The following is a 23778-nucleotide window of genomic DNA, read 5'->3' as shown; positions in this document are numbered from 1 at the left end:
GCGAATGTCGGGGACGTCCCCGTGGTAGCCGGTCGTCCGGGCGTGTGACGATCGGAGCACGCGCCGCTCGGACGGCGTACCCGTGACCAGGGAGTTTCCGATCACTACCGTGACCCAGCCACCGCGCCTGTACCGGGCACCGGAGCACCGGATGGCCGCCGGGGTGGCCGCCGGCCTCGCCGACCACCTCGGCATCTCGGTGCTGCGGGTCCGGATCGCGTTCATGCTGCTGCTCGGGCTGAGCGGGCTCGGCCTGCTGCTCTACGCCGCCTTCTGGGCGGTGGTGCCGCTGCGGCCCGGTGACACCGCCGTACCGGCTCGACGCGACCTCCACCAGCTCCTGCCGTTCGTACTGATCGGCCTGTTGGTCCTGATGGTCCAGGTGTTCGTCTTCGACTCGGTCGGCGCGGCCGGCACCGCCGGCTGGCTGGTGGCGATCATCGCGGTCGGGGCCGGGGTGATCTGGCACCAGTCCGCCCCGGAGCGACGCCGCCAGTGGGGCGATTCGATGCCGGTGCCGTGGTTGGGCGCGGTGGTGGAGGAGACCGACCGGCGGGCCTTCGTGTTGCGCTTCATCGGCGGCGGGGTCCTGGTCGCGGTGGGCATCATCGGGGTGGCCGCGGTCTACTCCCCGGCGCAGAACTTCGACGCGGTGCTCAACGGCGTGATCTTCGCCCTGGTCGGGCTGGCCGGGGTCGGCGTGGTGGCGGCGCCGGTGCTCTGGCGTACGTTCAACCAGCTGCGCTCCGAGCGCGAGGGCCGGATCCGGGAGCAGGAACGCGCCGAGCTGGCCGCCATGGTGCACGACCAGGTACTGCACACGCTGGCGTTGATCCAGCGCAACGCCACCGACACCAAGATGGTGCAGCGGTTGGCCCGCGGGCAGGAGCGGTCCCTGCGCAGCTGGCTCTACAAGCCGACGGCGTCGCCGAGCGAACGGTTCGCCGCCGCCCTGGAACAGGCCGCCGCCGAGGTGGAGGACACCTTCGCGATCACCGTGGAGACGGTGGTGGTGGGGGACCGGGCGACCGACGAGAAGGTGGCGGCGCTGGTGGCGGCGGCCCGGGAGGCGTTGGTTAACGCCGCCCGGCACGCCGGGGTGCAGACCGTCTCGCTCTACGCCGAGGTGGAGCCGGAGCAGGTGAGCGCCTTCGTCCGGGACCGGGGCGCGGGCTTCGACCTCGACGGCGTGGAGAATCATCGGCACGGGGTCCGGGGTTCGATCATCGGACGGATGAAGCGGCACGGCGGCCGGGCGGAGATCCGTACCGGGCCGGGAGAAGGCACCGAGGTCCGGTTGATCATGCCGATGTCCCGGGACTCGTCACCAGCGGAGAGGGACAGTTGACCATGGCGGATCAGCCGATGGAACCGGTCGAGCAGGCGGAGGCCCGCCCCGAGCGGCTACGGGTCTTCCTGGTCGACGACCACGCGATGTTCCGGGCCGGTGTCCGGGCCGAGCTGGGCGTGCACGTCGAGGTGGTCGGAGAGGCCAGCACGGTCGCCGAGGCGGTCAGCCGGATCGCGGCCACCGCGCCGGACGTGGTCCTGCTCGACGTGCACATGCCCGACGGTGGTGGCCGGGCCGTGCTGGAGGCGATGCGCCGTACCCATCCCCAGGTGCGTTTCCTGGCGTTGAGCGTCTCGGACGCCGCCGAGGACGTGATCGGTCTGATCCGGGCCGGGGCGCGGGGGTACGTCACCAAGACCATCTCGCCGGACGAGTTGACCGCCGCGATCCGTCGGGTGGCCGACGGTGACGCGGTGTTCAGCCCCCGGCTGGCCGGTTTCGTGCTGGACGCCTTCGCCGCCCGGCCGGACGCCCCGGTCGCCGACCCCGAGCTGGACCAGCTCACCAACCGGGAGCGCGAGGTGCTGCGGCTGCTGGCCCGGGGGTACGCGTACAAGGAGATCGCCAAGGAGTTGTTCATCTCGATCAAGACGGTGGAGACGCACGTGTCGAACGTGCTGCGCAAACTCCAGATGTCGAACCGCTACGAGCTGTCACGATGGGCCGCCGACCGGCGTCTCGTGTGATCGTTTTTGGCGTACGATCCGGGCAAAGGTGAGATACCTCTACTTCCGGGGCTGACAAGCGTCCCTCGGGCGGTCGATAATGCCCCGTCGCGTTCTCGCGTGCGGGTGCATCCCCGCGGGGACGGCGGCGTCGCTCAACCCGCCCGAGCGGGTCACCCCTGCGGGAGAGGTACACGAATCTGATGTTCGGACAACGAGGACTGCGCTGGGCGCGGGTCGCCGCCGCGACCGTCGTCGGCAGTGCGCTCGCGCTCGGCGCGGCCAGCCCCGCCGCCGCCGAGGAGCCGGTCACCGGCAAGGCCAAGCAGGTACCCCGCACCGAGGTCACCCTCCAGCTCAACAGCAAGCCGGAGACCACCTCCGCGCTGGAGCTGAAGATCGGGGAGCAGACGGTCCCGGTCTTCTGCATCGACTTCCACACCCCGGTCGCCCTGAACAAGAACTACGAGGAGGGCACCTGGGACGAGTCCCAGGTGAAGAACCTCGGCAAGGTGCAGTGGGTGCTCACCCACGGCTACCCGAACGCCGACGCCGACGCGCTGCTCGCGGCGGCCGGCGCCGAACTGCCCGCCGACCTCAGCCCGGTACGTCGCCAGACGGTGCTGTACTTCGGCACCCAGACCGCCGTCTGGCACTTCAGTGACGGCATCCGGCTGGCCAACCGGGCCAACCGTCCGGAGCTGACCCGGCCGATCGAGTACACCGCGATCAAGAAGATCTACGACTACCTGATCACCAACGCCACCGACCAGCCCGAGCCGAAGGCCGAGCTGAGCATCGACCCGAAGGACGCCGAGGCGACCGCCGGAGCGAAGGCGGGTCCGTTCACGGTGCGTGGTCCGGCCGGTGACATCACGCTCGCGGTCGACGGCGGCACCGCCGTGGACGCCGAGGGCAAGCCGGTCACCTCGGTGGCCAACGAGGGTCAGTTCTGGCTGACCCGCGACGACGCCGGGAAGGTCTCCGTCACCGCCTCCGCCGACGAGTCGGTCTCCTTCGGCCGGGTGTTCCTCTTCCCCGGTGACAAGAACAAGCACCAGAAGTTGATCCTCGGCGGCAGCGCCGGCTCGAAGATCACCGCCAAGGCGGAGGCGACCTTCACCGCCGCGCCGTCGGAGTCGCCCTCTCCGACGCCGAGCGAGTCGCCGTCGGAGTCGCCGGTCCCGTCGCCGACCCCGTCGGAGTCGACCTCGGCCTCGCCGTCGGAGTCCGCGTCCCCCTCGGCCCCGGTGGCGAGCCCGGCCCCGTCGACCTCGCCGGTGAGCGGCGGCAGTGACCTGCCGCTTACCGGTTCGCCGATCGCGGTGGCGGCCAGCGCCGGGGTGCTGCTGCTCGCGGTGGGCGGGCTCACCGTCCTGCTGCTGCGTCGTCGCAAGCTGCGCTTCACCGCCTGACGGCGGCTGTAGTACCTGTAGTACCGCCTGGCGGCGGTCAACCACCGTCGTACCGTCCGACGGCCTCCGGCCCCGGCATCCGCACGTGGATGCCGGGGCCGGACCCGTTCCACGCCTGTCGATGCGGCCGAGGTCGGGGCGGGCGGGGGGCGACGGTGGTCTTGCCGGAGGTGCTGTCGCTCAGCGTGGCCGCCCGAGTTCCGGTAGTTCCGCCCAGCGGCACCATCGGCCGCCACCCCTATCCCTCTGCCGGTGAGTCGACCATGACCGCTCGGCGCGTCGTTGCTCCACCGGACGGACATTAATTCCTGGCTCGGCGGCGGCTGAGGAGGCCTCGTACTGAGGAGTAGGTCACCCTTCGGTGCCGCTTGGCGACCCGCTGAGGCGGTCCGATCTGACCGAGTTTTCCCAGCTCAGAGGGGGTGTCTTAGGGGGTTTCATGATCTTTTTTCAAGTATCGGACGCGTGCCGACCAACTAACGTCTTGATAACGGCACCTTCACGGAAGCGGCAGGTGGGTGTCACAGTTGCAACACCTCGGCCCCCTTGCGCGAGGCGCCTCACTCGGCATGCCGGCCGCGGAACGCTCCTGATCGAAGCGCTTCGTGGCCGTCTGTCCTGTGCGGCGTCGACCGTGAACGGGGGCAGTGGCCCGGCGGATCGGAGCATCAGGGGTGTCCCGATTTCCAGCGGAAAACCGGCGACCGGTGTGGTATGGGATCGCCGGGCGGTATACCCCCCACAACGTGCGTGAAACCCACGACGGCACCAGGTCAGAAAGAGGAGGCCCCTCCGAATGAGAGTCTCGAAGCGGGCGAGCAGCGTGGTCGCGGTGGGCGCGGCTTTCGCGCTCGTCGCGTCCGGCTGCTCCAGCGACAGCGATAGCGGCGAGGGCGGCAACAGCGCCGACGGCGCGATCACCATCCACGGCGTCCAGCCGGAGAACCCGCTGGTGCCGTCGAACACCACCGAGACCGGCGGCGGCAAGGTCGTCGACTGGCTCTGGACCGGCCTGGTGGAGTACCCGAACGACGGCAGCGCCCCGCGTAACGCCGTGGCCGAGTCGATCGACACCACCGACTCCAAGGTCTACACGGTCAAGATCAAGCAGGACACCAAGTTCCACGACGGCACCGTGGTCAAGGCCAAGAACTTCGTCGACGCCTGGAACTGGGCCGCGTACTCGCCCAACGGCGCCCAGAACGGCTCGTTCTTCGCCGACATCCAGGGCTTCGACGACGTCAACAAGCAGGACCCGGACGGCGAGGGCCCGCAGAAGGCCCCCGAGCCGACCGCCGAGACGATGTCCGGCCTGAAGGTCGTCGACGACTGGACCTTCGAGGTCACCCTGGCCGCGCCGACCGCCGTCTGGCCGACCAAGCTCGGCTACTCGGCGTACATGCCGCTGCCGGACGCCTTCTTCACCCAGAAGGCCGAGGACTTCGGACGCAAGCCGATCGGCAACGGCCCGGTCAAGTTCGTGTCCTGGGAAGACGACGTCCTGATCAAGCTGACGCGCTTCGACGACTACAACCTGCGCGACAAGATGAAGATCAAGGACGTCGACGTCAAGCTCTACCAGAGCGAGGACAGCGCCTACGCCGACCTGGTCTCGGGCAACCTCGACTGGACCGAGCAGGTCCCGGTCTCCGCGCTGGCGGGCGACAAGTGGAAGGGCGACCTCGGCGAGCGGGCCATCACCACCACCACCCCGATCACCGCGTTCATCGCCTTCCCGATCTACGACGCGCGGTACAAGGACGTCAACCTCCGCAAGGCGGTCTCGCTCTCGATCAACCGCCAGGAGATCGTCGACAAGATCTTCTTCGGCACCCGGCCGCCGGCGAAGAGCTGGGCCAACCCGCTCGCCCCGGGCACCGTTGACGGCAACTGCACCGTCTGCGACTACAACCCCGACGAGGCCAAGCGGCTCTTCGCCGCCTCCAGCGGCTTCGAGGGCGAGATGGTCTTCTACTACAACGCCGACTCCAGCCACAAGGAGTGGATGGAGGCCGTCGCCCAGCAGGTCAAGACCACCCTGGGCATCGAGGCCCGGGCCGAGGGCATGCCGACCTTCGCGGTCTTCCGCCAGGCGATCAACGCCAAGCAGATGAAGGGCCCGTACCGCGCCGCGTGGCAGCAGGACTACCCGGACATCGAGAACTGGATCAACCCGCTCTTCGTGACCGGTGGTTCCTCGAACGACGGTGGCTACAGCAACCCGCAGGTCGACGCGCTGGCCAAGGAGGCGGGCGGTCAGGCCGACATCAACGCCTCGCACGCCAAGTTCGCCGAGGCCGTCAAGCTGATCGACCAGGACGTGCCGAGCCTGCCGATCTACTACTACGCCAACCAGGGCGGGCACTCCGAGAAGATCAAGAAGCTCGAGGTCACCGCGGTCGGTGAACTCGACATCACCTCGGTCGAGCTCTGATCCCAGCACCTCAAGCCCCGGGTCGGGCTCACATATCCGTGAGCCCGGCCCGGGGCCGTTCCGCGCGGGACACCATCCCGCTCCCGCGCGTTGTCACCACCCGTGTCGGCCGTCCGACGCGTTCCTTCCTTGGAGGACCACCCCATGGGCCGTTATCTGGTGAGGCGGCTGCTCCAACTCGTACCGGTCTTCATCGGGACGACGTTCCTGATCTACTGGCTCGTCTGGTCCGTGCCCGGCGACCCGTTCGCCGGCAAGTGCGGCGAACGGCGCTGCCCCGAGCAGTACGTCACCTACATGACCGAGAAGTTCCATCTCGACCAGCCGCTCCTGGTGCAGTACGCGAACTACATGCGCAACCTGCTCACGGGCGACTTCGGGGAGACCTTCAGTGGTCGGTCGGTGAACGACATCATCGCCACGGCGTACCCGAACACGCTGAAGTTGGCGCTCGTCGCCCTGGCGATCGAGGCGGTCATCGGCCTCGTCGCCGGCGTGCTGACCGGTCTGCGCCGCAACGGCTTCCTGGACAACCTGGTCCTGGTCTCCACCATGTTCCTGATCGCCCTGCCGATCTTCGTCATCGGTTTCGTGCTGCAGTGGGTGCTCGGGTTCCAGCTGAAACTCATCAGCACCACGGTCTCGTCCGAGGTGAAGTTCTCCGAGCTCATCGTGCCGGGCTTCGTGCTCGGCAGCGCCTCCATGGCGTACGTGGCCCGGCTGGCCCGCACCAGCATCGCGGAGAACCGCCGGGCCGACTACGTGCGGACCGCCATCGCCAAGGGCCTGCCGATGCGCCGGGTGGTCGGTGTGCACCTGCTGCGCAACTCGCTCATCCCGGTGGTCACCCTGCTCGGCACCGACCTCGGTGCGCTGATGGGCGGTGCCATCGTCACCGAGGGCATCTTCAACGTCAACGGCATCGGCCGGCAGGTCTACCGGGCGATCACCACCAAGGAGAGTGCCACCGTGGTCTCCATCGTGGTCGTCCTGGTGGTCATCTACCTGGTGATGAACCTGCTGGTGGACCTGCTCTACGCAGCCCTGGACCCGAGGATCCGCTATGAGTGAGTTCCGCGAACGAACCGTCGTCGTCGGGCCCCGTGCCGACGCCGAGCGCAGTGAGGTGGCGGCATGAGCGACCCGCACTCCGCACCCATCGTCTCCACCCCGCCGTCGACCGCCCCGACGGAGGCCGGCTCCGGTTCTCCGACCGACGCCGGCCTGCCGGAGAACGCCCGCAAGAACAAGCCGCGCGGGCTGTTCGGTGACGCCTGGCGCGACCTGCGCCGCAAGCCGATCTTCTGGATCTCCTCGACGCTTATCGTCTTCTTCCTGGTACTCGCGGCCTTCCCCTGGCTGTTCACCTCGAAGGACGCGGTCAACGGCGCGCTGAGCAACAGCCTGGTGCCGCCGTCGGGCGACGCCTGGTTCGGCTACGACGTGCAGGGCCGGGACGTCTACGCCCGGGTGATCTACGGTGCCCGCGCCTCGATCATCGTGGCGTTGAGCGCGGTGGCCGGCACCCTGCTGCTCGGCGGGATGATGGGCATGGTCGCCGGCTACCTCGGTGGCTGGGTGGACGCCGTGCTCTCCCGGATCGCCGACGTCTTCTTCGGCCTGCCGTTCGTGCTCGGTGCGATCGTCATCCTGACCACCTTCAACGGGGTGGGCTCGGAGAACGGCAAGTGGGAGATCATGGGGCTGGTGACCATCTCCCTGGTGGTGCTGAGCTGGCCGGTCTCCATGCGGCTGATGCGCTCCTCGGTGCTGGCCACCAAGGAGGCGGACTACATCGTCGCGGCCCGCGCCCTCGGCGCGAGCACCGGACGGATCATCTTCAAGCACCTGCTGCCGAACTGTCTCGCCCCGCTGCTGGTCTACGGGACGATCATGGTCGGCTCCTTCATCGGTGCCGAGGCCACCCTCTCCTTCCTCGGCGTCGGCCTGAAGAGTCCGGTGGTCTCCTGGGGAATCATGATCAGTGAGGCGCAGAACTACCTTCGGGTCTCACCGTTCCTGCTCTTCTTCCCCGCCGGGTTCCTCGTCACCGCCGTACTGAGCTTCGTGATGCTCGGCGAGGCGGTCCGTGAGGCCTTCGATCCGAAACTCCGCTAGGGGAGGTTGAGTTGTCCGACATTCTCGTGTCCGAGCAGTCCACGCCGGGAGCCGGCGAGCGCCCGTCGGGCCGCCTCCTGGAGGTCGAAGACCTGCGGGTGGAATTCCGTACCCGGGACGGCGTTGCCAAGGTCATCAACGGGGTGACGTACCACGTCGACGCGGGGGAGACCCTCGCCGTGCTCGGCGAGTCCGGCTCCGGCAAGAGCGTCACCGCGCAGGCCGTCATGGGCATCCTCGACACCCCGCCCGGCTTCGTCACCGGCGGTCAGGCCCGCTTCCACGGCAAGGACATGCTGGCCATGTCCTTCGAGGAGCGCCGGAAGATCCGTGGCGAGGGCATCGCCATGATCTTCCAGGACGCGCTCTCCGCGCTGAACCCGGTCTTCACCGTCGGGTTCCAGATCGCCGAGCAGTTCCGGTTCCGCCGGGGCATGAGCCGCGGCGACGCCAAGAAGCGCGCCATCGAGATGCTCGACCAGGTCAAGATCCCGAATGCGGCGAGCCGGTTCAACCAGTACCCCCACCAGTTCTCCGGCGGCATGCGGCAGCGCGCGATGATCGCGATGTCGCTGGCGCTGGACCCGGAGGTGCTGATCGCCGACGAGCCGACCACCGCGCTGGACGTGACCGTGCAGGCCCAGATCATGGACCTGCTCGCCGAACTCCAGCGGGAACGGCAGATGGGCCTGATCCTGATCACCCACGACCTCGGCGTGGTCGCCGACGTCGCCGACCGGATCGCCGTCATGTACGCGGGCCGGATCGTCGAGGAAGCCGACGTGTACGAGCTGTACGCCAAGCCGGCGCACCCGTACACCCTCGGCCTGCTCGACTCCATCCCGCGGATGGACGAACGGGGCCAGCAGCTCCGTACGATCAAGGGTCTTCCGCCGAACCTGATGAACATCCCGCCGGGCTGCCCGTTCAACCCGCGCTGCCCGATGGTGCAGCCGGTGTGCCGGGAGAAGGTCCCGCCGCTGCTGCAGCTCGGCCCGACCCGGGCCAGCGCCTGCCACTTCGCCGAGGAGCTGGTGAGCCGTGACTGAGAACATCCTGGAGATCCGGGACCTGGTCAAGCACTACCCGGTCACCCGTGGAATCGTCTTCAAGAAGACCATCGGCCAGGTCAAGGCCGTCGACGGGGTCTCCTTCGAGCTGAAGGCCGGGGAGACCCTCGGCCTGGTCGGCGAGTCGGGCTGCGGCAAGTCGACGCTGGCCCGGGTGCTGATGAACCTGGAGAAGCCGACCGCCGGCGGGGTGTTCTACAAGGGCCAGGACATCTCCACCTTCTCCGGCGGCGCGCTGCGCCGGCTGCGGCGGCAGATCCAGCTGGTCATGCAGGACCCGTACACCTCGCTGAACCCCCGGATGACCGTCGGTGACCTGATCGGCGAGCCGTTCGAGATCCACTCGGACGTCGCGCCGAAGGGCAGCCGCCGGGACAAGGTCAAGGAACTGCTGGACCTGGTCGGCCTCAACCCGGAGCACATCAACCGGTACCCGCACCAGTTCTCCGGCGGCCAGCGGCAGCGGATCGGCATCGCCCGGGCGCTCGCCCTGCGGCCCGAGATCATCGTCTGCGACGAGCCGGTGTCGGCGCTGGACGTGTCGATCCAGGCCCAGGTGATGAACCTGCTGGAGAAGCTCCAGGACGAGCTGGGCCTGTCGTACGTCTTCATCGCCCACGACCTGTCGGTGGTGCGGCACCTCTCCGACCGGGTCGCGGTGATGTACCTCGGCAAGATCGTGGAGATCGGCACCGAGGACGAGATCTACGAGCGGCCGACCCACCCGTACACCCAGGCGTTGCTCTCCGCGGTGCCGGTGCCGGACCCGACCCTGCGATCGAGCAAGGCGATCATCCGGCTGACCGGCGACGTACCCTCGCCGATCAGCCCGCCGTCGGGTTGCCGGTTCCGGACCCGCTGCTGGAAGGCGCAGGAGATCTGCGCCGAGCAGGTGCCGGCGCTGGAGGTCCGGGACGGCTCGGACCATCCGAGCGCCTGCCACTTCGCCGAGAAGCGCGAGATCGTGGCCAGCCACGAGGCGTGACCCACGCCACGGCCGTCTGTCGAGCCGCCGTCCGACGTCACCCCTGACGCCCGGACGGCGGCTCGCCCGTTTCCGACCCGGCCCCCGTGGCCCGCCCGGCCTGTGTCGTCCGCCCGGCCCGCCCGGCCCGCGTCGTCCGCCCGGCCCACATCGTCCGCCCGGCCCGCGTCGGCACCGCCTTATTCACGTCGCCCGGCCGTCGGCCCCTGCCCGCCTCGCCCCGCCGGTGCGGGGTCGGTTAGAAGGGGGCCCTTCTATACCGAAAGCGTTAACAGGGGGCCCTTCCTTACAGGGGGCCGCGGCCGGCGCGGAGCAGGAGCAGGGCGAGTTGGGTGCCGTCGGCGCCGAGGGCGAGCCGGAAGCGCTCCAGGATCTCCCGCTCGCGGGAGAGCACCAGCCGGGTGCCGCCGGAGGCGATCCGGGTCGCGCCGACCTGCTGCGACAGGCCGGCCCGCTCCTGCCACAGCTCGATCAGGGTCCGGTCGATCTGGTCGATCCGTTCCCGGATCTCGACGATCCGGGCTGCGGCCGCCGGCTCGTCGGTGCCGGTGCCCGGGCTCGCCGGATCGGTCTGCGTCGGTGCCGCGTCCGGCGTGTCAGCCGCCGCGCGTGCCACGCCGCCGTTCTGCTCCACCACGTCTGTCATCATCGTCGTACCCCTCGGACGTCGGGCCCGGTGTCCGGATCCCGGAACAAAAAGCCCCGGGCTCCTGTGAGCCCGGGGCTTTTCGTAGGTCTGGTTGATCAGGCGCGACCCACGGCTGCCGGACTCCCGGTGCCGTAGTAAAAGTAGAAGCGCTGACCCAACACGTCGTCGAGTATGCCGTCGCCGCCGGTCCGGCGCAAGCAGCCCCCGACCCGGTCCACCAGCCGGGACGCGGGCGGCCCGGGTACTGCCGCGGTGGCGTCGCCGGGCGGTGGCAGCCGCCTTGTCCGGGAAGTGTCCGGGGGTCGGCATAGACTCGCCGTGCGATGCATCCTCTCTTCGACATTCCCGCGTCCCCGTCCGCGCCAGCGCCCGAGCCCATGCCGCCGCGCCGGTCCGGGCCGCCCGCCCGGCTTGATCCACAGGCCCTGGTCGAGGGCCTCAACGGGCCCCAGCGTGACGCGGTCACGCACGCCGGCTCACCGCTGTTGATCGTGGCCGGGGCCGGGTCGGGCAAGACCCGGGTGCTCACCCACCGGATCGCGTACCTGCTCGCCGCGCGCCAGGTGCATCCCGGCGAGATCATCGCGATCACCTTCACCAACAAGGCCGCCGGCGAGATGAAGGAACGGGTCACCGACCTGGTCGGCCCGCGCGCCCGGCTGATGTGGGTCTCCACCTTCCACTCCGCCTGCGTACGCATCCTGCGCGCCGAGCACCAGCACGCCGGCCTGAAGTCGACCTTCTCGATCTACGACGCCGACGACTCCCGGCGGCTGATGCAGTTGGTCACCCGCGAGTTGGATCTCGACCCGAAGCGTTACCCGGCGCGCGGGCTGGCCGCCCAGGTCTCCAATCTCAAGAACGAGCTGGTCGATCCGGAGGAGTTCGCCGGGCGGGCCAAGGGCCCCAACGAGCGGGCTCTCGCCGAGGCGTACACGCTCTACCAGCGGCGACTGCGTGAGGCGCACGCGCTGGACTTCGACGATCTGATCATGACGACGGTGCACCTGCTCCAGTCGCACCCGCACGTCGCGGAGGGCTACCGCCGCCGTTTCCGGCACGTCCTGGTCGACGAGTACCAGGACACCAACCACGCCCAGTACACCCTGATCAAGGAGCTGGTCGCCGGCACCGAGGGGATCGAGCCGGCCGAGCTCTGCGTGGTCGGCGACGCCGACCAGTCGATCTACGCGTTCCGGGGTGCGACGATCCGCAACATCCTGGAGTTCGAGCGGGACTTCACCGACGCCCGGACGATCCTGCTGGAGCAGAACTACCGCTCCACCCAGACCATCCTGAGCGCGGCCAACGCGGTGATCGACCGGAACACCTCCCGCAAGCCCAAGCGCCTGTGGAGCGACGCCGGGGCCGGCGAGCAGATCGTCGGGTACGTCGCCGACACCGAACACGCCGAGGCGGACTGGGTCGGGCGGGAGGTCGACCGACTGGTCGACGAGCACGCCGCCCGCCCCGGTGACGTGGCCGTCTTCTACCGCACCAACGCCCAGTCGCGGGTCTTCGAGGAGGTGTTCATCCGGGTCGGCCTGCCGTACAAGGTGGTCGGCGGGGTGCGCTTCTACGAGCGCAAGGAGGTCCGCGACGCGCTGGCGTACCTGCGTGCGGTGGTCAACGACGACGACACGGTGAGTCTGCGCCGGGTGCTCAACACCCCACGCCGGGGCATCGGTGACCGGGCCGAGGCGTGCGTGGAGGCGCTGTCCGGCCGGGACCGGATCTCCTTCGGCGCGGCGCTGCGCCGGGCCCGGGAGGCACCGGGGATCTCCAGCCGGGCCGCCAACGGCATCGCCGACTTCGTCGCCCTGCTCGACGCCGCCCGGGAGTTGGCCGAGACCGGCACCCCGGAGGAGGTGCTGGAGTCGGTGCTCACCCGTTCGGGCTATCTGACCGAGCTGGAGGAGAGCCTGGACCCGCAGGACGCCGGCCGGGTGGACAACCTCCAGGAGCTGGTGAGCGTCGCCCGGGAGTACACCGAGCGGGTCGAGGCCAGCGGCGCCGAGGACGAGCGGGCCACCCTGGCCGGTTTCCTGGAGCAGGTCGCCCTGGTCGCCGACGCCGACCAGATCCCCAAGCCGCCCGAGGGCACCGAGGCCGACGACGACACCCCCCACCAGGGTGTGGTCACCCTGATGACCCTGCACACCGCCAAGGGGCTGGAGTTCCCGGTGGTCTTCCTGACCGGGCTGGAGGACGGCGTCTTCCCGCACCTGCGCTCGCTGGGCGACACCCGGGAGTTGGAGGAGGAGCGCCGGCTGGCGTACGTCGGCATCACCCGGGCCCGGCAGCGGCTCTACCTGTCCCGGGCGGTGACCCGGTCGGCCTGGGGTCAGCCGGCCTACAACCCGCCGTCGAGGTTCCTGGAGGAGCTGCCGCCGGAGCTGGTCCGCTGGGAGCGTACCGAGGGGTCGTACACCGCCTGGGGTGGTGGCGGCGGTGGGGTCGGCGGCCGGGCGGACCGCCCCGGCGGCTTCGGCGAGCGCACCGGCGGCTTCGCCGGGGGCACCCCGAAGGCGGCGCAGCTGGCCAAGCGGCTCGGGGTCGACGGCAGCCGGCTGGCCACGGCCAGCGAGCTGCCCCAGGGCCCCAAGGTCGCGACCGGGGACCGGGTGAACCACCAGCGGTACGGCCTGGGCCGGGTGCTCGCCGTCGAGGGGCACGGCGCGGGCGCCCGAGCCCAGATCGACTTCGGGGACCAGAAGATCTGGCTGGTGCTCCGGCACGCGCCGATCGACAAGCTCTGACCGCTCCGTCGAGGGCCGGGCCCGCGACGGTCAGCAGCCGAGGTCCACGCCGCGTTCGCGCATGAACGGGGCGGGGTCGAGCTGGTTCCACAGCTGTCCCTGGTGTACCTCGAAGTGCAGGTGCGGGCCGGTGGAGTCGCCGGTCGAGCCCTCGCTGCCGATCCGCTGGCCGGCGTCGACCGAGGCTCCCACGGCGACCGTCGCCTCGCTGAGGTGGGCGTAGTGGGTCAGGTAGCCGTTGCCGTGGTCGAGGACCACCGAGATGCCGTACCCGGCGAAGTCCCAGCCGGCGTTGACGACCGTGCCGGCGGCGGCGGCCCGGACCGGGGTGCCGGCCGGCGCGGCCAGGTCGATGCCGGCGTGCAGGACGCCCCACCGCGGTCCGTAGCAGGAGGTGACGGAGGCCCCGGGCATCGGGTTGACCCAGCTGGGCTTCGGCGCGCTGGCGGTCTTCGCCCGGGTCGGCTCCGGCTTGGGCTTCGCCGTGGCGGTGGCCTTCCGGGTGGCCTTGCGGGTGGGGGCCGGGGTGCTGGCGCTGGCCGAGGGGGCGGCCGTCGTGGCGCTCGGGGACGGGCTGGCCGTGGTGGGGCTGGGCGTGGGACTGGCCGGTGGAGCGGATTCGCGTACCGATCGGTCGGCGCGGGCGTCGGCCTCGGCGCGGGCGTCGGCGTCGAGCACGACTGCGGTGGGCTGCTGCGGCTCGTCGGCGCGGTTGGCGGTGACCGCGACGCCGGTCAGGCCGAGGCCGACCAGGGCGGCCGCTCCGGTGATCAGCCAGCGGTTACCGGGATGCCACCGGGGCCGCCGGTGCCGGGCCGGGTTGATGTCGAGCTGGTCGTGCGGGACGGGGGTGTCTTCCGGCATGGCGGTGACCTTCCCGGTCGGGGGCGTGGACCGGGAAATACTGGGGGTTGGGGCGGAGCGGTCCCGGGTACGGGGCGGGGGAGAAGTGGCGGGGGGTAAGCGGTCGCCGTCCGGCTATGTCCGAGTGAATACGCTTCTGCCCCGATAAGTGATCATGGGTTACCGTGTCGCTGCTCACATTCGGCGTAGTGACCGGGAACACATCGCTCGGTTGCGGGCCACGAAAAACCGCCCGGATCCGCGGATCCGGGCGGTCATCGGTCGATACGCAGCGTCAGGAGTTCGCCACGTCGCTGTAGAACGCCTCGATTTGCAGCTTGATGTCCACTCCGCGCTCCAGCAGCCACGGCACCGGGTCGAGCGGCTCGCCCTTGACATGCACCTCCAGGTGCAGGTGGGAGCCGTAGGAGTGGCCGGTGTTGCCGACCAGGCCGAGCTGGTCGCCCGCCTTGACCTGCTGGCCCTCCTTGACGCTCACCGCCGAGGAGTGACCGTAGATCGCCTCGCTGCCGTCGGCGTGCTGGACGATCACCGCGTGGCCGTACCCGCCGAACCAGCCGGCCTTGGTGACCTTGCCGGCGTGGATGGCGACGTACGGGGTGCCCTCGGGGGCGACCAGGTCCACCCCGGTGTGCAGCTTGCCCCAGCGCACGCCGTACGGGGAGTTGAAGTCGTAGCCCTGCAGGGGCAGGAGCCAGACCTCCTCCTCGGCGGCCTGGTCGGCACCGCCGCGGCCGCTGTCCCGGGAGGCCCGCTCGGCGGACTCACCACGGGCGGCCAGGTCCTCACTGAGGGCGGAGGACTGACGAAGCTCGTCCAGCACGGACGGGCTGACGCTCTTGGCGTCCGGCAGCGCGCTCGCGCCGAGGGCCACCACACCGGCGCCGACGAAGGCGGTGGTGACGACGGCCGCGTAGCGGCTGCGTGGGGGGGTGGGTACGCGGCGACGACCGCGATATCTATCGGGCTCAGACGACAGGCGCTGGCGCACGCACACCCTCCGTTGTCGGGGATCCGAAGCGGTCGACCGGCGATCGAGCGGGGGCTCGTGAACGTCGGTGCTCCGCGTCGTCACCCGTCCTAAGACCTGATGACAACCGTGGACACGGTAGCCAACCGCCAGAGGAGTCACAAGCGGGAGCGCCGAAATCCTTGGTGGTTTCTGTCCATATTCGTCCGCTAGTGTGGTATCTCGTCACCTTTACCAACCGCCCTCGTTGCCGCCGTCTGTCGCACAGCGTGACCGTCACCACCCCTTTGTCTCTTTCGCCGTCACCCGGGGCAATGCGAGGATCGACCGCCCGGTCGGCCACCACCTCGGCCGTCCCGCCGGACGGTCGGTCGGCCGCCCGGATTTCCTGGTCCGGGGCCCTCGGGTTACCGTTCGTTAAGGTGAGTGCCGCGGAACCGGTGAAAGGTGTGCGCTGATGAGCTCTCGTATCCGGGTCGTCGTCGCCAAGCCGGGCCTCGACGGCCACGACCGGGGGGCCAAGGTCGTCGCCCGGGCCCTGCGGGACGCCGGCATGGAGGTCATCTACACCGGCCTGCACCAGACGCCGGAGCAGATCGTGGAGACCGCGATCCAGGAGGACGCCGACGCGGTCGGCCTCTCCGTCCTCTCCGGCGCGCACATGACGCTCTTCCGGCGGGTGCTGGAGTTGCTCGACGCCCGCGACGCGCGCGACATCGTCGTCTTCGGTGGCGGCATCATCCCGGAGGCCGACCTGCCCGAGCTGGAGCGGCTCGGCGTGGCCAAGATCTTCACCCCGGGCGCGACCACCGCGTCGATCGTCGAGTGGGTCCGGCAGAACGTCGCCCAACCGGTCGGCTGAGCCATCGGCCCCGACCTGGAAAAGCGCATGGGGGAGGGGCCGAGCGCACCCCTCACACGCCCGGCCCCTCTATGCACGATGCCCCGCCGCCACCCCTCGACCGACAGGGCATCGGCCGTCACCCGTCGTCCCGCTGAGCACCGCCGTTCGGTGAACCCCGAAATTCGGTGAGCTCCAGCGTTCTGACATCTGACTCAACGACGCCCCCGATCAGGGGTTACGCACCCACGCCGAACAACGCCGGTGTGCAGTAGGGCACAACGCGTACCCGCTCGGTTGCCGACGTCGTCCATCTCGCTAGGCTGCGCCCAATGGCCTGTTTCAACTGATGACAGGCGTCAAGATGTTTTCCACAACGCTGGTGGCGGCGCGACGGCGCGCCGCGGAGACGGGACGGGACGCGCAATCGTGGACCTGTACGAGTACCAGGGGCGGGACCTGTTCGAGCGGCACGGGTTGCCCGTGCTCGCCGGCGGCGTAGCCACGACCCCCGAAGAGGCCCACGCGATCGCCGAACGCCTCGGCGGTCGCGTGGTCGTCAAGGCGCAGGTGAAGGTCGGCGGCCGGGGTAAGGCCGGCGGCGTGAAGCTGGCCGAGGGCGCCCAGGAGACGGTGGACCGGTCCACCGACATCCTCGGCATGGACATCAAGGGCCACACGGTCCACAAGGTCATGATCACCGTGACCGCGGACGTGGCCGAGGAGTACTACTTCTCGTACCTGCTCGACCGGGCGAACCGCACCTTCCTGTGCATCGCCAGCGTCGCCGGCGGGATGGACATCGAGCAGGTCGCGGCCGACACCCCGGACAAGGTGGTGAAGGCCCCGATCGACGCCGTCAAGGGCGTGGACGAGGCCAAGGCGCGCGAGATCGTCACCGCCGCCGGCTTCCCGGCCGAGGTCGCCGACCAGGTCGTCGAGGTCGCGGTGGGGCTGTGGAAGGCCTTCGTCGCCGAGGACGCCACGCTGGTCGAGGTCAACCCGCTGGCCACCACCAAGGACGGCAAGCTGCTGCTGCTGGACGCCAAGATCACCCTGGACGAGAACGCCGCCTTCCGGCACCCGGACCACGAGGCCCTGGTCGACCAGGCCGCGGTGGACCCGCTGGAGCAGGCCGCCAAGGAGAAGCACCTCAACTACGTCAAGCTCGACGGTGAGGTCGGCATCATCGGCAACGGCGCCGGGCTGGTCATGTCCACGCTCGACGTGGTCGCGTACGCCGGAGAGCGGCACGGCAACGTCAAGCCGGCCAACTTCCTCGACATCGGCGGTGGCGCGAGCGCCGAGGTGATGGCCAACGGCCTGGAGATCGTGCTCTCCGACCCCGCCGTGAAGAGCGTCTTCGTCAACGTCTTCGGCGGCATCACCGCGTGCGACGCGGTGGCCAACGGCATCGTGCAGGCGCTGGCCCTGCTGGAGCAGCGGGGCGAGAAGGCGACCAAGCCGCTCGTGGTCCGCCTCGACGGCAACAACGCCGAGGCCGGTCGGGCGATCCTCGACGACGCGAACAACCCGCTGATCCAGCGGGTCGACACCATGGACGGCGCGGCCGAGCGGGCCGCCGAGCTGGCAGCTGCGGGGGTCTGACAATGGCTATCTGGCTGACCAAGGACTCGAAGGTCATCGTGCAGGGGATGACCGGTTCCGAGGGTTCCAAGCACACCCGGCGGATGCTCGCCGCGGGCACCACCGTCGTCGGCGGCGTCAACCCGCGCAAGGCCGGCACCACGGTCGACTTCGACGGCACCGAGCTGCCGGTCTTCGCCTCCGTCGCGGACGCGATGAAGGAGACCGGGGCCGACGTCACGGTCATCTTCGTGCCGCCGCAGTTCACCAAGGCCGCGGTGGTCGAGGCGATCGACGCCGGCATCGACCTGGCCGTGGTGATCACCGAGGGGGTGCCGGTGCACGACACCGCCGCCTTCTGGGCGTACAACGTCGCCAAGGGCGAGCAGACCCGGATCATCGGTCCGAACTGCCCCGGCATCGCCTCGCCGGGCGCCTCCAACGCCGGCATCATCCCGGCCGACATCACGCCGGCCGGCCGCATCGGCCTGGTCAGCAAGAGCGGCACGCTCACCTACCAGATGATGTACGAGCTGCGGGACATCGGCTTCTCCACCTGCGTCGGCATCGGCGGTGACCCGATCATCGGGACCACCCACATCGACGCGTTGGCGGCCTTCGAGGCCGACCCGGAGACCGACGCCATCGTGATGATCGGTGAGATCGGCGGCGACGCCGAGGAGCGGGCCGCCGAGTTCATCAAGGCCAACGTGACCAAGCCGGTGGTCGGCTACATCGCCGGCTTCACCGCGCCCCCCGGCAAGACCATGGGGCACGCCGGCGCGATCATCTCCGGCTCGGCGGGCACCGCCGACGCCAAGAAGGAGGCGCTGGAGGCGGTCGGCGTCAAGGTCGGCAAGACGCCTACCGAGACCGCCAAGCTGATGCGGGAGATCATGTCCGCCCGCTGACCGGACGACATCTGAGGGAGCCGACCGGCGGTCGGCTCCCTCAGTCGTTCCAGAACGGGTAGTTCCCGGTGGCCCGGAGGATGCCGCTGCCGATGATGTTGATCACGCCGAAGGCGATTGCCAGGTAGCCGAGCACCGGGGACTGACCGAACCGCTTGGCGTCGCGGATCGAGAGGTAACCGAGGACGATGCCGAGGATGCCGCAGCAGATGAGGCCGAGGACGATCCCCAGGATCCCATAGAGCATCGTACGGTCGCGGCCTGCGGGGGCCGGCGGTGGCGGTGCGTACGGAGCGTTCACGGCTTCCTCCGAGCGGTCGGTGCCGCGACGGTGACGGTCGCGTCCTGGGCCGAGGCTAAACCGGATCCGGTACGCCGTACCGGTGGTTCGCCGAACTCGCCACCGTCCCCGTACCGGCCGGTCCCGCCGGAACTCGCCACCGTCGCACCGAGATACCGGACTGCCAGTACGGGCGCGGCATGCCAGAGTAGACGCGATGTCCTCCGTCCCCCCTGATCAGCCACGCCGCCCCGCCGGCTCCGGTGCCGGTGCCCGGCCGACCGAGCGTGCCGGTCGGGGCCGACAGGTGCCGGCCGCCCGCTCCGACGCCACCCGTTCCGACGCCACCCGTTCCGACGCCGCCCGTTCCGACGCCGCCCGTTCCGACGCCGCCCGTTCCGATGCGGCCCGTTCCGACGCGGCCCGTTCCGGTGCCGCCCGTTCCGGTGGCGTACCCCGTGCCGGTGACCGGGCCCGGTCCGGCGTGGCACCCCGGTCCGCCGGAGCGCCGTCGAGGAGCGGGGCGGGCCGGTCCGGTGGATCCGGTTCCGCTGGCGGGCGGCCACGGCGGGCACCGCTCGTCGTCGCCGCCGGGGTCGCCGCCGGCTGGGCGGCGCTCACCTCGTACCTGCCGGTCGCGCTGGTGCTCGGGCTGGCCCAGCTCAGCGAGGACGCCGCCGCAGTCACCAAGGCGCTCTCCGCCGGGCTCGCCGGCTGGCTGCTCGGCCACGGGGTGCCCCTGGAGACCGGTACCGGTTCGCTGCGCCTGGTCCCGCTGGCGTTGACCGTGCTGGCGGTCTGGCGGCTGGCCCGGGCGGGCGTACACACCAGCCGGGCGATCGGCGCCCGCAACGCCCGCGCGCCGGGGCAGGCGCTCACCGCGGCGGTCGCGGTGGGCAGCTGGTACGGCCTGCTGGGCGTGCTCGCCGCGCTGCTCGCCGGCACCGGTGGGCTCACCGTGTCGCCGGTACGGGCCGGCGGCACCCTGGCCGTCTTCGGCACGCTGGCCGCCCTGGCCGGCGCGGTACGCACCACGGCCGTCGTCGCGCTGCTCGCCGAACGGGCCCACCCGGTGCTGCGCGACGGGATCCGGACCGGCCTGGTGGCCGGGGTGCTGCTGCTCGGCGCGGGGGCCGGGGCGGGCGGCCTGGCCGTGGCCACCGGTGGTGGGGACGCCGCCGACATGATCGGGGCGTACCGGACCGGGGTGGCCGGGCAGGCCGGGGTGACCCTGGTCAGCCTCGCCTACGCGCCCAACGCCACGGTCTGGTCCACCAGCTACCTGCTCGGTCCCGGGTTCGCCGTCGGCACCGACACCGCCGTGCGGACCAGCGAGGTCTCCGTCGGCGCGCTGCCGGCCGTACCGTTGCTGGCCGGGCTGCCGCGCGGGCCGGTCGACGGATTCGCGGCCGGGTTGCTCGCGGTGCCGGTGCTCGCCGCGATGGCCGCTGGCTGGCTGCTGGCCCGCCGGGTGCTGCGGGCGGCGGCCGACGACCGTACCCCGGTCGGTTGGCTGGCGTTGCTCGGCCCGGCGGCGCTCGCCGGCCCGGTGGCGGGGGCGCTGCTCGGCCTGGCCGCGGTGGCCTCCGGCGGCTCGTTGGGCGGCGGCAGGTTGGCCGAGATCGGGCCGGTGCCGTGGCAGGTGGCCGCGGTGACCACGGCGGTCGTCGCGGTCGGTGCCCTGCTCGGTGCCGCCGCGGCCCGCACCCTTACCCGTTAGTACGACGCAGGGGCGCCCCCGGGCCAGCCGGAAACGCCCCCGCGGGTGTCGGACGCTCAGACCCCGCTCGTCGGGTTCACGTTGAGCACCACGATCGCGATGATCTGCAGGATGCCCAGCACGACACCGACCCCACCGCAGATCAGACCGGTCTTGGCCTGGCCGCCGTTGCTGGCCTGGCCCTGGTCGGCCTTCTGCTTGCCGAGGAAACCGGTGACCAGGCCGGCGATGCCCAGCGGGATGCCCAGGTAGCAGCAGGCCAGCGGGATCGAGGCGATACCGAGGATCATCGCGATCAGACCCAGGGTGTTGTTCTGCCCCGACGGCTGCGGGTACCCGGCGTTGGGGTGGGTGGGGCCCGGGCCGTACGGGGGCTGCTGGCCGTACGGGTCCTGCTGACCGTAGGGGGCCTGCGGCGGCGGCGCGTACGGATCGGGCTGCTGGCCATAGGGCTGGCCCGAGGTGGGCTGCTGGCCGTAGGGCTGGCCCGAGGTGGGCTGTTGACCGTACGGCTGGCCCGAGCTGGGCTGCTGGCCGTACGGGTCCTGGCCGGGGTTGCCGGGCTGCATGTCGGATTCGCTCCTTGGCTGGATCGCTGTCGGTCGGTGGAACCGATCTGTCAGTACCCGATCGACCGGGAAAACATGACCGTGCGCTGACTCCTGATCGTGCCGGGCCGCCGGGGCCGCCGCCCGGCAGGTGACCGGGCGCTTGTCGAAGACCGGGCGAGCGGCAGCGTACCTGGTGGGGGCGACATTCACCGGCCACGAACCGGACACCGCCCAGCTGATGGACCTGCTCGCCGGACCGATAGGGTGGCCGCGTGACCGACCCCGCGTCCGCCCCCCGGGCGACCGCCCCCGCGTTCGCCGCCCGCGTGACCGACCCCGGCTCCGCCGCCCGCGTCGTCGTCCTCGTCTCCGGTTCCGGCAGCAACCTGCAGGCGCTGCTGGACGCGGGAGCCGACCCGGCGTACGGCGCCCGGGTGGTCGCCGTCGGCGCCGACCGGGACGGCATCGCCGGCCTGGACCGGGCCGCCACGGCCGGGGTGCCGAGCTTCGTCGAGCGGGTGAAGGACCACCCCACCCGTGAGGACTGGGACGCCGCGCTCACCGACCAGGTCGCCCGGCACCGCCCCGACCTGGTCGTCTCGGCCGGTTTCCTCAAGCTGGTCGGCCCGCGGTTCCTGGCCGCCTTCGGCGACCGCTACCTGAACACGCACAATACCCTGCTGCCGGCGTTCCCCGGCATCCACGGCCCCCGGGACGCCCTCGCCTACGGCGTCAAGGTCACCGGGGCCACCCTCTTCTTCGTCGACGCCGGCATGGACACCGGTCCGATCGTCGCCCAGGTCGCGGTGCCGGTGCTCGACGACGACGACGAGGAGACGCTCACCGAGCGCATCAAGGAAGCCGAACGGCGCCAGCTCGTCGAACAGGTCGGTCGGCTGGTCCGTGATGGTTGGACGATCACCGGAAGAAAGGTCACTGTGCCGTGAGTGCCACTGCGGACGAACGCCGCCCCCTTCGGCGGGCGCTGGTAAGCGTCTACGACAAGTCCGGGTTGGTGGAGCTGGCCCGCGCCCTGCACGACGCGGGGGTGGAGCTCGTCTCGACCGGCAGCACCGCGGCGACGATCTCGGCCGCCGGCGTACCGGTGACCGCCGTGGAGACGGTGACCGGCTTCCCGGAGATCCTCGACGGGCGGGTGAAGACCCTGCACCCGAAGATCCACGGCGGGCTCCTCGCCGACCTGCGCAAGCCCAGCCACGCAGGTCAGCTCGACGAGCACGGCATCACCGGGATCGACCTGCTGGTCTCCAACCTCTACCCGTTCCAGGCCACGGTCGCCTCCGGGGCCAGCGTGGAGGAGTGTGTCGAGCAGATCGACATCGGTGGTCCGGCGATGGTCCGGGCCGCGGCCAAGAACCACGCCTCGGTCGCGGTGGTCACCGACCCGTCGGCGTACCCGGCGGTGCTGGCCGCGCTCGGCGACGGTGGCTTCACCCTGACCCAGCGCCGGGCGCTGGCCGCCCGCGCCTTCGCCGACATCGCCGAGTACGACATCGCGGTGGCGAACTGGTGCGCGGCGCAGCTGGCCCCGGCCGAGCAGGAGTGGCCCGCCTTCACCGGGCTGGGGCTGCACGCCGACCGGACCCTGCGCTACGGGGAGAACCCGCACCAGGCGGCGGCGCTCTACACCGACCCGGACGCTCCGGCCGGGCTGGCCCAGGCCGAGCAGCTGCACGGCAAGGAGATGTCGTACAACAACTACGTCGACGCCGACGCGGCCTGGCGGGCGGCGAACGACTTCGCCGACCAGCCGGCGGTGGCGATCATCAAGCACGCCAACCCGTGCGGCATCGCGGTCGGCGCGGACGTGGCCGAGGCGCACCGCAAGGCGCACGCCTGCGACCCGCTGAGCGCCTTCGGCGGGGTGATCGCGGTGAACCGGGCGGTCACCGTCGAGCTGGCCGAGCAGATCTCGGAGATCTTCACCGAGGTCGTGGTGGCCCCGGAGTTCGCTCCCGAGGCGGTCGACGTACTGCGGGCCAAGAAGAACCTGCGGCTGCTGCGCGCCCCGGCCTGGCAACCGCCGGCGGCCGAGTGGCGGCAGGTGAGCGGCGGGCTGCTGGTGCAGCTGGCCGACCGGGTGGACGCCCCCGGCGACGACCCGGCGAGCTGGCGGCTGGCCACCGGCGAGGCGGCCGACGAGGCGCTGCTGCGTGACCTCGTCTTCGCCTGGCGGGCGGTGCGGTCGGTGAAGAGCAACGCGATCCTGCTCGCCGCCGACGGGGCAACCGTCGGGGTGGGCATGGGCCAGGTCAACCGGGTCGACTCGGCACACCTGGCGGTCAGCCGGGCCGGGGCCGAGCGGGCCCGCGGTTCGGTGGCCGCCTCGGACGCCTTCTTTCCGTTCGCCGACGGGCTGAAGATCCTCGCCGACGCCGGGGTCCGTGCGGTGGTGCAGCCCGGCGGCTCGATCCGCGACGAGGAGGTGGTGGCCGCCGCGAAGGAGGCCGGCCTCACCATGTACCTCACCGGCACCCGGCACTTCTTCCACTGACCTCGACCGGTGTCGACGGCCCGGGGCGGATTCCGCCCCGGGCCGTCGCCGCCTGCTCCTGCCGGCGGCGGTCAGTCCCGGGTGCGTGGCACC

Annotated in this window: 20 protein-coding genes; 15 read left to right on the top strand and 5 right to left on the bottom strand. The window is 70.9% G+C overall.

Going from position 1 to position 23778, the window contains the following annotated elements; all coding sequences use genetic code 11:
- Positions 1-109 precede the first annotated feature (109 nt).
- The 8 genes from ACN28G_RS21670 (at position 110) to ACN28G_RS21635 (ending at position 10038) form a co-directional block, all read left to right on the top strand.
- A complete protein-coding gene (locus tag ACN28G_RS21670; protein ID WP_373868396.1) occupies positions 110-1348 on the top strand; it encodes a PspC domain-containing protein in 1239 nt (412 codons plus the stop codon).
- Positions 1349-1350: 2 nt separating this feature from the next.
- Complete coding sequence (locus ACN28G_RS21665; RefSeq protein WP_091443703.1) at positions 1351-2037, top strand: response regulator; 687 nt, start codon at positions 1351-1353, stop codon at positions 2035-2037.
- Positions 2038-2219: 182 nt separating this feature from the next.
- Positions 2220-3431 carry a thioester domain-containing protein gene (locus tag ACN28G_RS21660; RefSeq protein WP_175440652.1) on the top strand — a complete coding sequence of 404 codons (1212 nt, stop codon included), beginning with the start codon at positions 2220-2222 and terminating at the stop codon, positions 3429-3431.
- 796 nt (positions 3432-4227) lie between these two features.
- Complete coding sequence (locus tag ACN28G_RS21655; RefSeq protein WP_421480225.1) at positions 4228-5865, top strand: peptide ABC transporter substrate-binding protein; 1638 nt, start codon at positions 4228-4230, stop codon at positions 5863-5865.
- Positions 5866-6009: 144 nt separating this feature from the next.
- Positions 6010-6936 carry an ABC transporter permease gene (locus ACN28G_RS21650; RefSeq protein ID WP_091443692.1) on the top strand — a complete coding sequence of 309 codons (927 nt, stop codon included), beginning with the start codon at positions 6010-6012 and terminating at the stop codon, positions 6934-6936.
- 63 nt (positions 6937-6999) lie between these two features.
- Entirely contained in the window at positions 7000-7983 is a 984-nt protein-coding gene (locus tag ACN28G_RS21645) for an ABC transporter permease (RefSeq protein ID WP_421480224.1), read from the top strand.
- A gap of 26 nt (positions 7984-8009) precedes the next feature.
- Positions 8010-9032 carry an ABC transporter ATP-binding protein gene (locus ACN28G_RS21640; protein ID WP_091443616.1) on the top strand — a complete coding sequence of 341 codons (1023 nt, stop codon included), beginning with the start codon at positions 8010-8012 and terminating at the stop codon, positions 9030-9032.
- Positions 9025-10038 (top strand): ABC transporter ATP-binding protein, encoded by a 1014-nt coding sequence (locus tag ACN28G_RS21635; RefSeq protein ID WP_421480223.1) that lies wholly within the window; start codon positions 9025-9027, stop codon positions 10036-10038. Before ACN28G_RS21640 ends, ACN28G_RS21635 begins: the two co-directional genes overlap by 8 nt.
- A gap of 286 nt (positions 10039-10324) precedes the next feature.
- Here the strand turns inward: ACN28G_RS21635 and ACN28G_RS21630 are convergent, their stop codons facing one another.
- Positions 10325-10687: a chorismate mutase gene (locus ACN28G_RS21630; protein WP_091443607.1), complete on the bottom strand. Its 363-nt coding sequence runs from the start codon at positions 10685-10687 to the stop codon at positions 10325-10327.
- 323 nt (positions 10688-11010) lie between these two features.
- On the opposite strand from ACN28G_RS21630, the gene pcrA reads away from it, so the two are divergent.
- Positions 11011-13446, top strand: coding sequence for a DNA helicase PcrA (gene pcrA / locus ACN28G_RS21625; protein WP_091443604.1), 2436 nt, complete (start codon positions 11011-11013; stop codon positions 13444-13446).
- A 30-nt stretch (positions 13447-13476) separates the two neighbouring features.
- On the opposite strand, the gene ACN28G_RS21620 is transcribed toward pcrA, so the two are convergent.
- Both ACN28G_RS21620 and ACN28G_RS21615 read right to left on the bottom strand, forming a co-directional pair.
- Positions 13477-14310: a M23 family metallopeptidase gene (locus ACN28G_RS21620; protein ID WP_091443601.1), complete on the bottom strand. Its 834-nt coding sequence runs from the start codon at positions 14308-14310 to the stop codon at positions 13477-13479.
- Positions 14311-14584: 274 nt separating this feature from the next.
- A complete protein-coding gene (locus ACN28G_RS21615; RefSeq protein ID WP_091443597.1) occupies positions 14585-15301 on the bottom strand; it encodes a M23 family metallopeptidase in 717 nt (238 codons plus the stop codon).
- 436 nt (positions 15302-15737) lie between these two features.
- On the opposite strand from ACN28G_RS21615, the gene ACN28G_RS21610 reads away from it, so the two are divergent.
- The 3 genes from ACN28G_RS21610 to sucD all read left to right on the top strand — a co-directional run bounded on the left by ACN28G_RS21610 (position 15738) and on the right by sucD (position 18619).
- Positions 15738-16142, top strand: a complete 405-nt coding sequence (locus tag ACN28G_RS21610; protein ID WP_091443594.1) for a cobalamin B12-binding domain-containing protein — start codon at positions 15738-15740, stop codon at positions 16140-16142.
- A 408-nt stretch (positions 16143-16550) separates the two neighbouring features.
- Positions 16551-17729: an ADP-forming succinate--CoA ligase subunit beta gene (sucC, locus tag ACN28G_RS21605; RefSeq protein WP_091443589.1), complete on the top strand. Its 1179-nt coding sequence runs from the start codon at positions 16551-16553 to the stop codon at positions 17727-17729.
- Between the two features lie 2 nt (positions 17730-17731).
- Positions 17732-18619 (top strand): succinate--CoA ligase subunit alpha, encoded by an 888-nt coding sequence (gene sucD / locus ACN28G_RS21600; protein WP_421480222.1) that lies wholly within the window; start codon positions 17732-17734, stop codon positions 18617-18619.
- A 40-nt stretch (positions 18620-18659) separates the two neighbouring features.
- Here the strand turns inward: sucD and ACN28G_RS21595 are convergent, their stop codons facing one another.
- The gene (locus ACN28G_RS21595) at positions 18660-18920 is read right to left on the bottom strand and encodes a hypothetical protein (protein WP_091443582.1); all 261 of its coding nucleotides are present in this window, start codon (positions 18918-18920) and stop codon (positions 18660-18662) included.
- 196 nt (positions 18921-19116) lie between these two features.
- Between ACN28G_RS21595 and ACN28G_RS21590 the strand changes: the two genes are divergently transcribed.
- Positions 19117-20619, top strand: coding sequence for a DUF6350 family protein (locus ACN28G_RS21590; RefSeq protein WP_421480221.1), 1503 nt, complete (start codon positions 19117-19119; stop codon positions 20617-20619).
- A 56-nt stretch (positions 20620-20675) separates the two neighbouring features.
- On the opposite strand, the gene ACN28G_RS21585 is transcribed toward ACN28G_RS21590, so the two are convergent.
- Positions 20676-21188 carry a hypothetical protein gene (locus tag ACN28G_RS21585; RefSeq protein ID WP_421480220.1) on the bottom strand — a complete coding sequence of 171 codons (513 nt, stop codon included), beginning with the start codon at positions 21186-21188 and terminating at the stop codon, positions 20676-20678.
- A gap of 308 nt (positions 21189-21496) precedes the next feature.
- Here ACN28G_RS21585 and purN point away from each other — a divergent pair, with 308 nt between their 5' ends.
- Together purN and purH are read left to right on the top strand one after the other, a co-directional pair.
- Positions 21497-22117: a phosphoribosylglycinamide formyltransferase gene (purN, locus tag ACN28G_RS21580; RefSeq protein WP_091447327.1), complete on the top strand. Its 621-nt coding sequence runs from the start codon at positions 21497-21499 to the stop codon at positions 22115-22117.
- Positions 22114-23685, top strand: coding sequence for a bifunctional phosphoribosylaminoimidazolecarboxamide formyltransferase/IMP cyclohydrolase (gene purH, locus ACN28G_RS21575; RefSeq protein WP_421480219.1), 1572 nt, complete (start codon positions 22114-22116; stop codon positions 23683-23685). Before purN ends, purH begins: the two co-directional genes overlap by 4 nt.
- The last annotated feature ends 93 nt before the right edge of the window (positions 23686-23778 follow it).

This window comes from Micromonospora sp. WMMA1923 (assembly GCF_049179195.1).
In the GTDB taxonomy this organism is placed as follows: domain Bacteria; phylum Actinomycetota; class Actinomycetes; order Mycobacteriales; family Micromonosporaceae; genus Micromonospora; species Micromonospora yangpuensis.
Note: the sequence above shows the minus strand (reverse complement) of the source record. Positions and strands in the feature narration are given on the sequence as shown.